This window comes from Sphingobacterium sp. BS-2 (genome assembly GCF_046161205.1).
In the GTDB taxonomy this organism is placed as follows: Bacteria; Bacteroidota; Bacteroidia; order Sphingobacteriales; family Sphingobacteriaceae; genus Sphingobacterium; species Sphingobacterium mizutaii.
In genome coordinates this window covers 116,636-130,329 of the sequence record NZ_JBIXGO010000018.1, presented here as the reverse complement: position 1 = coordinate 130,329, position 13,694 = coordinate 116,636, and the positions used below count along the sequence as shown (strand labels likewise).

The window sequence follows — 13,694 nt, the reverse complement described above, 5'->3', positions numbered from 1 at the left end:
AAATTCCCCGCTCTTTGTTTTATATTAAGATTCTGAAGTTTGAACCTTATTCTTGACAATGAGATGTAAGATCAGTGATAGAATCCCTCCGGTGCACATAACTACTAGCATAGGCCATGCGGTGCCGTTATGGAAGAAGCTGACCAAGGCGGAAGCAAAGGCACCAATGGCCATTTGAATGCATCCCAAAAGGGCAGACGCACTTCCTGCTAGGCTTTTGAATGGCGTCAATGCAACAGCAGAGGTGTTGGGGAAAATAAAACCATGCCCGAACAGAAAACAAAATATCAGGACCAATAAAACCGGAAAACTGAGGGTATTGCTGACCAATGCTATGATCATCAGGATCCCAATAAATGCCTGCCAGGTATTTGCCATTCGACTAATGTATTCACTGCTATGTTTTTTCAGGAAATAACGGTTCAATTGGGTTGCAATTACCATTGCCGAGGCTATAAATGCAAAGGCGATACCATATTCCGCTTTTGATAATCCGAAGAATTGTTGCATCACAAAGGAGGATCCAGCCAGATAGGCATAAGTTCCTGCCGAGGCAATGGAACCGATTAGGCAATAGGATATAAAGACTTTATTGGAAAGCACTTGCCAGAAGTTCCCTAGGATAGATTTTGGTGCTAAGGATAGACTTCGATTTCCGGCAAAACTCTCAGGTAGCAAGAAGGCTGTAGCAATCAAAATAAATAAGGAAAGCAGAGCCAAGAACAAAAAGATATAGTGCCAGTCAAAATGAGCTAGCATAAAAGCTCCGATACTTGGTGCGAGGATAGGAGAGACACCGATAACCAACATCAGTAAACTGAAGACCTTTGCAGCCTCGCGGTTGCTATAATAGTCTGTTACCATAGCTCGAGCCCCAACCATTCCTCCACAGCTTCCTAAGGCCTGTAAAAAGCGAAGGATAATCAGGTGATTGATGTTCTTGGTCAAGATACATAGGAGAGAGGCAATGAAATATATGGCTAAGCCCACTAATAGAGGTTTTTTACGGCCATATTTGTCCAATAATGGCCCATAGATCATCTGACCGAATGCAATACCGATAAAATAACTCGTAAGCGTGAGCTGAACCTTATCAACAGAGGTATTGAAATCTTCAGCTATGACATCAAAAGCAGGTAAATAAAGATCAATGGAGAAAGGGCCGATTGCAGATAATAAACCTAAAATCAGCAGAGTGACTTTTCTGTTGTTTCTTAAAGCAGCTGACATTCAATAAAAATAAAAGCCCCACTCTAGTGCAGGGCTATATGTTGTTAAGCTTTTTTAGTTTCTTTTGGCTTTCTGACCAGCAGAAAGATTCCTAATAGGATGAATGGAATACTTAGGATTTGGCCCATGTTCAATAACATTCCAGCTTCGAAAGCCACTTGGTCAATCTTTACATATTCGATAATAAATCGAGCTCCAAATAGGAGAATCAGGAATATTCCAAATAGTTTTCCCGGTTTAGGGTCTTTGTTTTTCTGGTACATTGCCCAAAGGATAATGAAGATTATGACGTAAGCAATGGCTTCATACATTTGTGCAGGGTGACGAGGGATTTGATCTTCATGCGTGAAAATCACCGCCCAAGGAAGATTGCTAGGATTTCCTATCATTTCAGAATTGAAGAAATTCCCTAAACGGATAAATGCTCCCGCAATAGGAACGACCAAGATCAATCGATCCGTAATCCACATGAAATTAGTCTTGGTGTTTCTTGAGAACAACCAGAGTGCTATTAATATACCGATTGCACCACCATGGCTAGCCAGTCCGGTAAAACCAGTTAATTCCCAACTTCCATTGATTTTCTGAAAGGGGATGAATATTTCCAGGAAATGTTCTTTGTAATATGCCCAGTCATAGAAGAAACAGTGACCAAGGCGAGCACCTACTAAGGTTCCAATAAAGATATAGATTGTTAATTTGTCTAATAGTTCTTGGGATTTGCCCTCTCTCTTAAAGATTTTGAGCATCAAGAAGTAAGAAACTACAAAAGCCAATAACCAACATAGTGAATACCAGCGTACGCCAAATGATCCGATTTTAAAGATTTCTGGTTCAGGTCCCCAGGTAATAAAACTTAAAATATCTAACATATTGCAATAAAGTGTCCGGTAAAGATAAGCTTTCGGATTTTATTTTTGCGAAAATTAAGGAAATACTTATTTTGCGAGAATTAATACTTCACTATGGCAAAAAAAACAGCAAAAGTAGAAGAAAGAACATCTGTAGTGACCGATGCTTCCTTGTCTTTTTTTGAAAAATATATCAATAATCCTTCACCAACCGGTTTCGAATGGGGAGGTCAGCGTATGTGGTTGGACTATATCAAACCCTATGTCGATGAGACTTATATTGATAATTACGGTACTGCCGTTGGGATCATAAATCCTAAAGCAGAATATAAAGTGGTTATTGAGGCGCATGCGGATGAGATTTCATGGTTTGTGAACTATATCTCCAAAGATGGTTTGATCTATGTAATCCGAAATGGTGGTTCTGACCATCAGATTGCCCCATCTAAACGCGTAAATATCCATACGGATAAGGGAATTGTGAAAGCCGTGTTTGGTTGGCCAGCAATCCATACACGTTCTGGTGAAAAGGAAGAAAGTCCCAATCTCAAGAATATTTTCTTGGACTGTGGTTGTACTTCCAAAGAGGAAGTTGAGGAACTGGGCATCCATGTTGGATGTGTGATAACCTATGAAGATGAGTTCATGATCTTGAACGATCGCTACTATGTAGGAAGGGCACTGGATAACAGAGCAGGTGGATTTATGATTGCCGAGGTAGCAAGGTTATTGAAGGAAAACAAGAAAAAGCTGCCATTTGGTCTTTATGTGGTGAACTCTGTTCAGGAAGAAATTGGTCTTCGAGGGGCCGAAATGATTGCCAATTACATTAAACCTAATGTAGCCATCGTCACTGATGTTACCCATGATACCAATACCCCGATGATCAATAAAATTACCCAAGGTGATCTAGCTTGTGGTAAAGGTCCAGTTGTTTCTTATGCTCCAGCCGTTCAGATTAATTTGAACAGGCAGTTGATCGAGGTGGCTCAGAAAAACAATATTCCAATCCAGAGGCAGGCATCCTCCCGTTTTACGGGCACCGATACCGATGCATTTGCATATTCAAATGGAGGTGTTCCATCTGCGTTGATTTCCTTACCTTTGCGTTATATGCACACTACTGTTGAGATGGTTCACCGAGTAGATGTGGATAATGTAATCCGATTGATTTATGAAATGGTCCTCACCATCCAAAAAGATCAGGATTTCAGAACATTTAGTAAATAAAATAAATTAGAGAAGAGAACAGACATGGAAAACCCTAATCCACATCCGGAAGGACAAGAATTAAGCATAGAACTAACCGAAGAGATTGCAGAAGGAGTATATTCAAACCTTGCGATTATCACCCACTCTAATACAGAGTTTGTGGTGGATTTTGTTAGGATTATGCCTGGTGTACCCAAGGCTAAAGTTAAGTCTAGGGTTATTTTGACACCTGAACATGCCAAACAATTAATGAAGGCTTTGCAAGAGAACATCAGTCGTTTTGAAGGGCAAAATGGAACTATCCAACCTAAGGATATGCCTTACCCGTTGAACTTCGGTACTCCAAAAGGCGAAGCTTAAATTTATTTCATAAAGCTTTAAAATAGCTGCCATTGGCAGCTATTTTTGTTTGATATCTCCTTGTTGGGAATAAAATCATGAAATGATTCTGTCTTGTTAAAATCAGTTTCTTCAAAATATTGCTGAATGTTCTGTTTTTTAATGTATTTTACTGAAATAAAAACCTGTTTCTTATCCTACACGGTATCACGGAATTGTTGATTTATCTTGATTTGCTAACTCGTTCAGTACGAATGGATAGTGTAGTTTGGTGAAAATTTGGAATGGGTTTTGTTTTATGGATAACTTTGCCGATTCTGGCAATTCAATCATATTAAAATGGATATTAAAGTTAGAAACCTTAGTAAAAAAGATTATAAGGATTTAAAGAATTCTATGGAAGAAGCTTACCATGGTTTGGTAGGTGATCCATGGACCAAAGAGAATATTGTGGACCTTATCGATATTTTTCCTGAAGGACAGATCGCTGTGGAGGTGGATGGAAAAGTTGTTGCATGTGCTTTATCCATTATCCTGAATTCACGTAAGACCAATATTTACGATAAATATTATACCATTATTGATGATGGTAAATTTGATAAGCATGATACAGATGGGGATACCTTATATGGGATCGAAGTGTTTGTGCACCCTGATTTCCGCTCATTAAGATTGGGAAGAAGGCTATATGACCAACGTAAGGAATTATGTGAACAGATGAACCTGCAAAGGATCATTGCCGGTGGGCGTATCCCGAATTACCACAACTATTCGGATAGTATGACCCCAAGGACTTATATCGAGAAAGTGAAAAGGAAAGAAATCTATGATCCAACCTTGACCTTCCAGCTTTCCAATGATTTCCACGTAAAGAAAATCTTGAAAAATTATCTTCCTGAGGATGCTGAATCGATGGAAGTCGCAACTCTTTTGGAGTGGAATAATATTTACTATGAACCAGATGCTCCTTCGAATTCAGCGACTAAGCAAACCATTCGTTTGGGTTTGGTGCAATGGCAGATGCGTCAGTTTAAGGATATTGAAGAATTTTATGATCAGATCGAATTCTTCGTGGATACCGTAAGTGATTATGGTACCGATTTCATTATGTTCCCTGAGTTTTTCAATACGCCATTGATGAGCCCTTATAATGAACTTCCAGAGCGTATGGCAATGGAGAAATTAGCAGAACATACCAAGGACATCGTCGAACGTATCCAACAATTTGCAGTTTCTTATAACGTGAATATTATTTCCGGATCGATGCCAATCATGGAAAGAGGAAAGTTGTATAATATCAGCTACCTATGTCATCGAAACGGTAGTTTGGATCATTATAAGAAAATCCACATTACTCCGAATGAAATGAAGTATTATGGTTTAGTGGGTGGTTCGGAAGTCAAGGTGTTCGATACGGATTGCGGAAAAGTAGGACTGTTGATTTGTTATGATGTGGAGTTCCCGGAACTGAGCAGAATCTTGGCGGATCAAGGTATGCAAATCTTATTCGTTCCTTTTATGACGGATACCCAGAATGGTTATATCCGTGTCCGTTCTTGTGCGCAAGCTAGGGCAATTGAAAACGAATGTTATGTTGCAATCGCTGGATCGGTAGGTAACTTACCGAGGGTAAACAATATGGATATACAATATTCGCAATCGGCAGTATTCACTCCTTCGGATTTTGCCTTTCCAAATAATGCTATCAAGGCTGAAGCGACTCCTAATACAGAGATGGTATTGATCGCTGACGTTGATCTTTATGCTTTGCGTGATCTACATGAGTATGGAACGGTCAAGATCTTAAAGGATAGAAGAAAAGATCTTTACGAAGTGAAACTTCTGAAGTAAGCAGATAAAAAAAGGGGCAATGATAAATTGCCCCTTTCATTTTTTATTAGTTTATGTCTTATAATTCCCTGATCCAGATATTCCTGAAGGAAACTAAATCACCATGATCTTGTAATGCAATCGGACCGGCACCATGAGCTTGCATTTTAGGTAATCCGATATATTCTGTCGTTCCTTGGATTTCGGTGTTATTCTGAACTACAACGCCGTTGTGCAAAACCGTAACCATTCCTCTTTTGATCAAATGGCCATCTTTGTTGAATTTAGGAGCTGAATAGATGACATCATAAGTATGCCAGCCACTTTCAGGTTTTCTAACTTCTGCAAGCGGCGGACTTTGTTTGTAGATACTTCCAGCTTGCCCATTGGTGTAAGTTTTGTTATTGTCATTGTCCAATACCTGCAATTCATATTTTCCTTGCAAGAATATACCTGAGTTTCCACGTCCTTGGCCTTCACCTTTAATGGTTTCAGGGCTTTTCCACTCAATGTGCAATTGAAAATCCTCAAAATTCTTTTTGGTATGGATGCCACCCGTGCCTGGTTTTACCGTTAGCACGCCATCTTTTATCGTCCATTGCGGCGCGCTCTCGTCCTTGTCACTAACCCATTCTGAAAGGTTTTTGCCATCAAACAGAACGATGGCATCGGAAGGAGCGGCATTAGCTTTTGTATTCACTACTCGAGGAACAGGTTCATAAAATTCGGTGTCTTCGGGTTTAAACTTTGTTTGTGCGCTTGCGTAGGATACTCCGGCAAGCAATGCTATTAATAAAGAATGTTTTAACATCGGTTTAAGTATTTTGTTATGGTTAATATAAGAAAAAACATTATTTTTAATATGCAAAATCAAAAACTTTATTCATAATGGCCCAGATTACTCAAAAAATTGCTCTAGAAGATGTTCGTTTTTATTCACCGATTGGTTTCTATGAAGAAGAGCAGGTTTTAGGGAATGAGTTCATGGTAAGTGTTTCTGTAAGTTTTCCCTTCAAAAACCCAGACTCTGAAGAAATCGGAAACACGGTGAACTATGAGGAGCTATATGCTATCTTGGTAGAGGTTATGAGTCCTCGAAGGAAATTACTTGAATCGGCTGCTGAAGATATTTTGAATAGGATTGTGGAAGAATATGCCCATATTCAACAAATCGAAGTATCCATTCGTAAGATTAATCCACCCTTCGGAGGAGATGTAGCTAATTCCGTTGTATCGCTTTATTATACAAAGGATTAACTGTCTAAAAATCACGTTTCATTTTTCTTAATCAGTCATTTTGACTGTTGTTTTTGCTTGATGCAAGACAAATTGTCTTGTAAATAAGTTTGCATGCCCTTGGTACGTTAGTTGATTATAGGATGTTATAAAACAGAAAATAAAAAACTAAAAAATAAGGAGGAATTAAACATGGCATTAATAAAATTACCAGGAAAATCTTACAATACAGATGCAGTGAATCCATTTGTAAACAATGTATTTGACAATTTATTCAATGATTCATTTTTAACGGACCGTTTAGTAACACGTGTACCTGCAGTAAATATCACTGAATCAGCAGAAGCTTTTACTATTGAAGTGGCTGCTCCTGGTTTACAGAAATCAGATTTCAAGATCAATGTTGATAAAAACGTTATCAATATTTCGGTTGAGAAACAAGAAGAAAAAGTTGAAGAGGGTAAAGTTTATAGCAAAAAAGAATTTAGCTACACTTCGTTCTCCAGATCTTTCACACTTCCTGAAGTAGTGGATTATTCAAATATCGATGCTGCCTATGAAAATGGCGTGTTGAATATTAAGATCGGTAAAAAAGAAGAAGCAATTGTAGCAAAGAGACTAATTGAAGTGAAGTAAGTTTAATTGTGGTTAGTTGAATGAGGAGCTGTCCGTTGGGCAGCTCCTTTTTTGTTGTATTGTCATTTAATTGTCTTTTTAGAAAAATAAATAACAACTACTTAACACCGTTAAGTAGTTTTGTTTTTGTAAAGAATACAAAGTGGAAAAGAAAATCAAGCAAAAGGAAGACCTACGGACAGTGATTTTAGAAGCAGCTAAAAAGCTGTTTGTGCAGGAAGGGTATGAGGCAACCTCCATTAGAAAGATTGCAAAGGAAATAGGCTTTAGCCCTACTACGATCTATCTATACTATAAGGATAAGAGCGATATCGTTTATGCTTTACATCAGGTAGGCTTTGGGATGTTGAAAGATCAATTTCTCCCATTGATGGCTGTAGAAGATCCCTTTGAAAGATTGAAAGCTGTAGGTAGGAACTATATTCAATTTGCCTTTATGCATCCTGAATATTATCAAGTTATGTTTATGATGAAGGAGCCTTTGTCCTTCCTGAATTCACAGATAGAAGATAGTTCTTGGGTAGAGGGAGAATTGGTTATCGAGTTGTTAAAGAAAACCATAATCGATTGCCAAGAGGTCGGTTACTTCAAAGGAATGGATCCAGTATTTGTGACCATTCAAGCCTGGAGTTCTGTGCATGGTTTGGTTTCCTTGCATATTACGCAGCATTTAGATTGTTTACATGAGTTGTTTGGTAAAACTGGAAATTTGGAAGAACATGTTTTTTCTTCATTCCAAATCCTTGTTGGATTGATCCAGGCAACCAAATAGTTTTTTTTGAATATATAGTTAACACTGTTAATAATGAGCTTATACAAATCACTAACAAGGCTGGTTACCATTTTCGCTGGAATATGTGGAATCAGTTACGCGCAAGACCATCAATTAGAACAGTATGTACAACAGGGCTTGGATAGCAATCTGGTATTGATCCAAAAAGATCTATCCATGAAAAAGGCGATGAATGGACTGGAGGTAGCTCGAAGCATGTACCTCCCGAATATCACCTTCGACTTGACCTATTCCCATGCAGAAGGAGGCCGTTCAATCGACCTACCCATTGGAGATATGTTGAACCCAGTTTATACCACCCTGAATCAATTGACCCAAAGCAACAACTTTCCACAGATTGATAACGAACAGATCACCTTTCTTCCAAAGAACTATTACGATGCCAAGGTCCGGACTTCGGTGCCAATCGTCAATACCGATATCAAGCATAATAAGGTTGTTCGTGAAAAAATGGTTGAGCTGAGCAAAACCGAAACAGAAACCTACAAAAGAGAATTAGTAAAGGATATCAAGATTGCCTATTTCAATTATTTGAGTGCGGTACAGGCGAAAGAAATTTATCTCAATGCCTTGAACTTAGCTAAGGAAGGTAGACGTGTAAATCAGAAGCTATTGGAGGCTGGAAAAGGTTTGCCGGCTTATGTGATCAGATCAGATGCTGAAATTGCTCAACAGGAATCTAAAATTGCAGAAGCGGAACAACAAATCAAGAATGCTAAATATTACTTCAATTCACTACTGAATAGAAGTGCAGATGCTGAAATCCATTATGTTCAAACTATCAATAATGGTAAAGAACTCAAGACTCCTGAACTATCCGTAAACATTGATGGTCGGGAAGAATTAAGGTCTTTAGAAGGGAATATAGCCATTCAGGAATCCTTGGTGGAGATGAGTAAGCAGGCCTTTGTGCCAAAGGTCAGTGCTTTTTTGGATTTAGGTTCCCAAGCGGAAGGTTTGCGGGTCAGCCGTCAATCCCAATATTTCATGGTGGGTGCACAATTGAGCTTCCCTATTTTCCAAGGGAATAGAAATCGTTTAAAGATTCAGGAAAACCAGATTGCTGTGGCTGAGGCGCAGAACAAATTAGATCAAGCCAAACAACAATTGGAACTTTCTGCTGAGGTAGCTAAGAATGAATTGATTGCTATGCAAAAGAACTATGAATCTTCGAAAATCCAAATGGAAGCAGCCTCAACCTACCAACGCCTGATATTACGTGGATTCAATGAAGGTGTAAATACCTATATCGAAACCATTGACGCAAGGTCCCAATACACCAATTCGCAGATGGCCAATAATATTGCAGCCTTCAAATTATTGTCTGCAATCGCAAAATTAGAACGAGAAAACGCATCATACCAACTAAAATAAAAACCATGAAACTAGCATATATAACCATTTTGTTCGCCGGAATAGCAATCTCTATTTCAAGCTGTAACCAAGCAGAGCGTAAAACCGAAATATCGGTTCAAGATACCATTCCCGTTAAATTGATGCCGATCAATGTAGGTTCAGGGGATTCTGGGATCGAAGCAACAGGTGTGTTTACAACAGATGATGAAACAGTTTTAAGCTTTAAAAACGGTGGAGTCATTTCTAAGATTACAGTAAAAGAGGGTGATGCGGTCCGCAAAGGGCAACTTTTGGCTTCCGTTCTGAGCTCCGAGGTGGATGCAAAAGCAGGCCAAGCTAAGCTAGCCGTAGAAAAGGCAAGACGCGATTTCGAACGGGCCAGTAAATTGTTCCGAGATAGCGTAGCGACCTTGGAGCAAATGCAGAATGCAAAAACAGCACTTGATGTTGCGCAGCAAGACCTGAAGTCCGTTAGTTTCAACCAACAATATTCCAATATCTATTCACCAGTTTCGGGTTATGTGCTTGCAAAAATGGCCAATGAAGGCCAAGTTGTAGGCCCTGGAACCCCCATCCTGCAAGTCAATGGCGCCAGCAATGCCAATTGGAAACTTAAAGTCGGTGTAGGGGATCAGCAATGGACCCAAATCAAGGTCGGGGACCTAGCCAAGATCAGCACCGATGCCATGCCTTCCGATACTTTAGATGCAGTGGTTTCGAAGAAATCAGAAGGCCTAGACCCGCAGACCGGTACCTTCACCATCTTTTTGGAATTAAAGGAAAAACCAAGCTATAAACTGGCTTCAGGGATTTTTGGTAAATCCATCATCATGAGTGCAGGAACAAAAGTAGGGAACCAATGGCGAATCCCATTCTCAGCACTATTGGACGGCAATGGGCGTGAAGGCTATGTTTTCATTACGCAAGATGGTAAAACAGCCAAGAAACAAAAGATCAAGGTTGCCAAAATAGAAAATGATGATGTGCTGGTAGAAGCTGGTCTCGAACAAGCGCAATCCATCATTATTTCCGGAAGCCCTTATTTGGTGGATGGATCAGCAATCGTCGTTAAAAAATAACATCAAACACCTGAAATCATGAGCTTAATTAAATATCCAATTAAGAACTACCAATTTACCATGATCATGGTATTGATGATTTTGGTGGTTGCTATTACATCCATGCTGACGATGCCTAGGGCAGAAGACCCTGATATGAAAGGAGTCTCATTCCCGGTATTGGTGGTGCATCCCGGAACCAGTCCCAAGGATATGGAACAGTTGATCGTGAAACCCTTGGAAGCAAGGTTTTATGCCCTGGACCATATCAAGACCATCAAAACGACCATCAATAACAGCGTTGCTTTCTTCTTCGTTGAATTTGAATATGGCCAAGATTACGATGATAAATATCAGGAGCTGGTCCGCGAACTGAATGCTGCGAGATCCGAACTCCCTGATAATATTTACAGCATGGAGGTCCTGAAAATCGACCCTACCAACGTAAGTGTTATCCAAGCTGCTTTGATTTCCGAGAATGCCTCAGAGAGCAGCATGAAGAAATATAGCGATAAACTGAAGCAAGAGCTTGAAAAGGTAAAAGCCTTAAAGGCTGTAGAGATCTCTGGCCTTCCTGACCAGCAGGTGCGCATTGACCTGAACCAGGCCAAGCTTGCTGAGTTGAATATCCCAATGAACCGAATCATACAAGCGGTTCAAAGTGAAAATCAAAACATCCCTGCTGGAAGTATCAATGCCGGCAGCCAATCTTTCAGTGTCAAGAGTTCTGGAAATTACCAGAGCATTGCCGATATCCAAAATACCATTATTTCAAGTGCCCAAGGACGCAATATACTATTGAAGGATGTAGCCGATGTCTATCCTGCCTTTGGCGTAAGCAGTCACATGACCCGTCTGAATGGTTATAAATGTATCCTTATCAATGCTGCGCAGAAAGAGGGGATGAATATTTCAGATACCCAAAAGGAATACAAGAAGGTCCTCGAAGAATTTAAAGCGGGACTACCAGACAATATTGACCTTGTGCTCAATTTCGACCAGGCTAATAATGTTAACAAACGTTTAGGTGGTCTGGCTGTTGATTTCGGGATAGCCATATTCTTGGTTCTTTTCACTTTATTGCCATTAGGCACACGTGCATCTTTGGTAGTGATGATTGCAATTCCATTATCCTTAGGGATTGGCCTTATCGCGATGAATTCCTTTGGCTATTCATTGAACCAATTGAGTATTGTCGGTTTCGTGGTCGCCTTAGGCCTGGTGGTGGATGATAGTATAGTTGTCGTGGAGAACATCGAGCGCTGGATGCGTGAAGGATATAGCAAAATTGAAGCTGCGATCAAAGGAACAGAACAGATAGCCTTGGCGGTCTTGGGCTGTACGGTCACTTTGGTGATCGCCTTTATGCCTTTGGTGTTTATGCCGGAGATGGCAGGTGAGTTTATCCGGAGTATGCCTATTGCGGTTATTTCATCGGTGATTGGCTCTATGTTTATTGCCTTATTGGTGGTGCCGTTCCTTTCCAGCAAAATTCTGAAACCTCATGAGGAAGAAGGTGGGAATGCCATCCTTAGAGGCATGCAAAAGGTTATTCATAAATCATATGGTGTGTTCTTGGACAAAGCCTTGAAGCATCCCGGACGTACCGCAATCATTGCTTTGGCTATTTTCTTAGGTTCACTGGCCTTGATCCCGATCGTCGGATTCAGTTTATTCCCAGCATCAGAGAAACCGCAATTTATGATCCATGTCAAATCGGCCTTGCAATCCAATTTTCAACATACGGATAGCATAACCAAAGCCATAGAAAATGAATTGAAGCAGATCCCGGATGTCAAATACTTTACCTCCAATATTGGAAAAGGAAACCCAAGGGTTTACTACAATATGCAACAGGCTAGGGAAGACGTTTCTTATGCAGATATCTTCGTGCAATTGCACGATGATGTCAAGTCCAAGGACAAGGTTGCCCTGATCGAAAAACTCAGAGCCAAATGGACCCCATATCTTGGCGCAAAAGTGGAAGTTCGTGATTTTGAACAAGGGGTACCCATCATCTCTCCGGTTGAAGTCCGTGTCTTTGGCGAAAACCTCGATACCCTTCAAGCCCTGTCGTATCAAGTAGAGGAGCTATTGAAAAAAACAGAAGGCTCAGAATACGTCAATAACCCGATAAAAAACAATAAAACGGATATCAAGGTCAATATCAATAGAGAGAAAGCCATGGCGCTGGGCGTACCGACCTCATCTATCGATCAGACTATCCGGATTGCTTTATCAGGATATAGCGTAGGTACCTATTCCGATCCAAATTCCGATGATAACGACTATGATATCTTAGTCAGTGTCCCACGAGACGGAGAAGCAACCATAGAGACCCTAGAAGGGATCTTTATTGATAATATGGCCGGTACATCCATTCCATTGACACAATTAGCAACACTGGAATTTGAGGAGTCTCCATCCAATATCTATCACCAGAATAAAATCAGGACCGTTGCGGTCAATTCTTTTGTTAAAAAAGGATATGGAAACGATGAAGTCATCAATTCAGTTATTGAGCAGATGGATAAGTTCCCTTTCCCAACCGGATATTTCTATGAGATGGGCGGCGAGGTCGAAAGCCGTGAGATGGCCTTCGGCGGTTTCGGAACCATTATCTTGATTACCATTTTTATGTTTATCGCGGTATTGATCTTGGAATTCAAAACCTTCAAGAGTACCTTGATCGTCCTTTCTGTAATTCCATTGGGTGTAGTAGGTGCTGTTTTAGCTTTATTGGCCACGGGAAATACATTGTCCTTTGTGGCAACCATAGGGATTGTTGCCCTTGCAGGTATTGAGGTCAAGAATACCATCCTGTTAGTAGACTTTACCAATCAATTGAGAAGGGAAGGCATGGAGCTCAACGAAGCAATTGAAAAAGCAGGAGAGATCAGATTCTTGCCTATTATCCTGACAACTTTGACAGCCATTGGAGGCTTACTACCAATTGCATGGTCTTCCAACCCTTTGATTTCCCCATTGGCAACCGTAATGATCGGAGGTTTGATCAGTTCGACCCTGCTATCAAGAATCGTAACGCCGGTGATCTACAAATTGATTCCACCGAAGATTGAAATAGAAGAAGCAAAAGAACAACATTCATAAAAAATCGAAAGGCTGGCCAATATCTAATACCGACCAGCCTTT

General features: G+C 40.2%; 12 protein-coding genes. 9 read left to right on the top strand and 3 right to left on the bottom strand.

All coding sequences use genetic code 11. The features are described from left to right. Window positions 1-24: 24 nt before the first annotated feature. Window positions 25-1,230 carry a multidrug effflux MFS transporter gene (locus ACK2WI_RS10850; protein ID WP_409150778.1) on the bottom strand — a complete coding sequence of 402 codons (1,206 nt, stop codon included), beginning with the start codon at window positions 1,228-1,230 and terminating at the stop codon, window positions 25-27. A gap of 44 nt (window positions 1,231-1,274) precedes the next feature. Continuing rightward, window positions 1,275-2,102: a prolipoprotein diacylglyceryl transferase gene (lgt, locus tag ACK2WI_RS10845; protein WP_093098186.1), complete on the bottom strand. Its 828-nt coding sequence runs from the start codon at window positions 2,100-2,102 to the stop codon at window positions 1,275-1,277. 93 nt (window positions 2,103-2,195) lie between these two features. Here lgt and ACK2WI_RS10840 point away from each other — a divergent pair, with 93 nt between their 5' ends. The 3 genes from ACK2WI_RS10840 to ACK2WI_RS10830 all read left to right on the top strand — a co-directional run bounded on the left by ACK2WI_RS10840 (window position 2,196) and on the right by ACK2WI_RS10830 (window position 5,483). Continuing rightward, the gene (locus ACK2WI_RS10840; RefSeq protein ID WP_409150776.1) at window positions 2,196-3,311 is read left to right on the top strand and encodes a M42 family metallopeptidase; all 1,116 of its coding nucleotides are present in this window, start codon (window positions 2,196-2,198) and stop codon (window positions 3,309-3,311) included. A gap of 24 nt (window positions 3,312-3,335) precedes the next feature. Then, window positions 3,336-3,653: a DUF3467 domain-containing protein gene (locus tag ACK2WI_RS10835; RefSeq protein ID WP_409150775.1), complete on the top strand. Its 318-nt coding sequence runs from the start codon at window positions 3,336-3,338 to the stop codon at window positions 3,651-3,653. A 318-nt stretch (window positions 3,654-3,971) separates the two neighbouring features. Further along, window positions 3,972-5,483 carry a carbon-nitrogen hydrolase family protein gene (locus ACK2WI_RS10830; protein WP_093098180.1) on the top strand — a complete coding sequence of 504 codons (1,512 nt, stop codon included), beginning with the start codon at window positions 3,972-3,974 and terminating at the stop codon, window positions 5,481-5,483. A 58-nt stretch (window positions 5,484-5,541) separates the two neighbouring features. On the opposite strand, the gene ACK2WI_RS10825 is transcribed toward ACK2WI_RS10830, so the two are convergent. After that, window positions 5,542-6,273 (bottom strand): DUF1080 domain-containing protein, encoded by a 732-nt coding sequence (locus tag ACK2WI_RS10825; RefSeq protein ID WP_093098178.1) that lies wholly within the window; start codon window positions 6,271-6,273, stop codon window positions 5,542-5,544. A gap of 77 nt (window positions 6,274-6,350) precedes the next feature. On the opposite strand from ACK2WI_RS10825, the gene folB reads away from it, so the two are divergent. The 6 genes from folB (at window position 6,351) to ACK2WI_RS10795 (ending at window position 13,652) form a co-directional block, all read left to right on the top strand. Further along, window positions 6,351-6,719 carry a dihydroneopterin aldolase gene (gene folB, locus ACK2WI_RS10820; protein WP_093098176.1) on the top strand — a complete coding sequence of 123 codons (369 nt, stop codon included), beginning with the start codon at window positions 6,351-6,353 and terminating at the stop codon, window positions 6,717-6,719. 171 nt (window positions 6,720-6,890) lie between these two features. Next, window positions 6,891-7,334 (top strand): Hsp20/alpha crystallin family protein, encoded by a 444-nt coding sequence (locus tag ACK2WI_RS10815; RefSeq protein ID WP_093098174.1) that lies wholly within the window; start codon window positions 6,891-6,893, stop codon window positions 7,332-7,334. A gap of 142 nt (window positions 7,335-7,476) precedes the next feature. After that, window positions 7,477-8,106, top strand: a complete 630-nt coding sequence (locus ACK2WI_RS10810; protein ID WP_093098172.1) for a TetR/AcrR family transcriptional regulator — start codon at window positions 7,477-7,479, stop codon at window positions 8,104-8,106. 33 nt (window positions 8,107-8,139) lie between these two features. Continuing rightward, complete coding sequence (locus ACK2WI_RS10805; protein WP_409150772.1) at window positions 8,140-9,501, top strand: TolC family protein; 1,362 nt, start codon at window positions 8,140-8,142, stop codon at window positions 9,499-9,501. Window positions 9,502-9,506: 5 nt separating this feature from the next. Continuing rightward, window positions 9,507-10,562: an efflux RND transporter periplasmic adaptor subunit gene (locus tag ACK2WI_RS10800; protein ID WP_409150771.1), complete on the top strand. Its 1,056-nt coding sequence runs from the start codon at window positions 9,507-9,509 to the stop codon at window positions 10,560-10,562. A gap of 18 nt (window positions 10,563-10,580) precedes the next feature. Continuing rightward, a complete protein-coding gene (locus ACK2WI_RS10795; protein WP_409150770.1) occupies window positions 10,581-13,652 on the top strand; it encodes an efflux RND transporter permease subunit in 3,072 nt (1,023 codons plus the stop codon). Window positions 13,653-13,694: the final 42 nt, after the last annotated feature.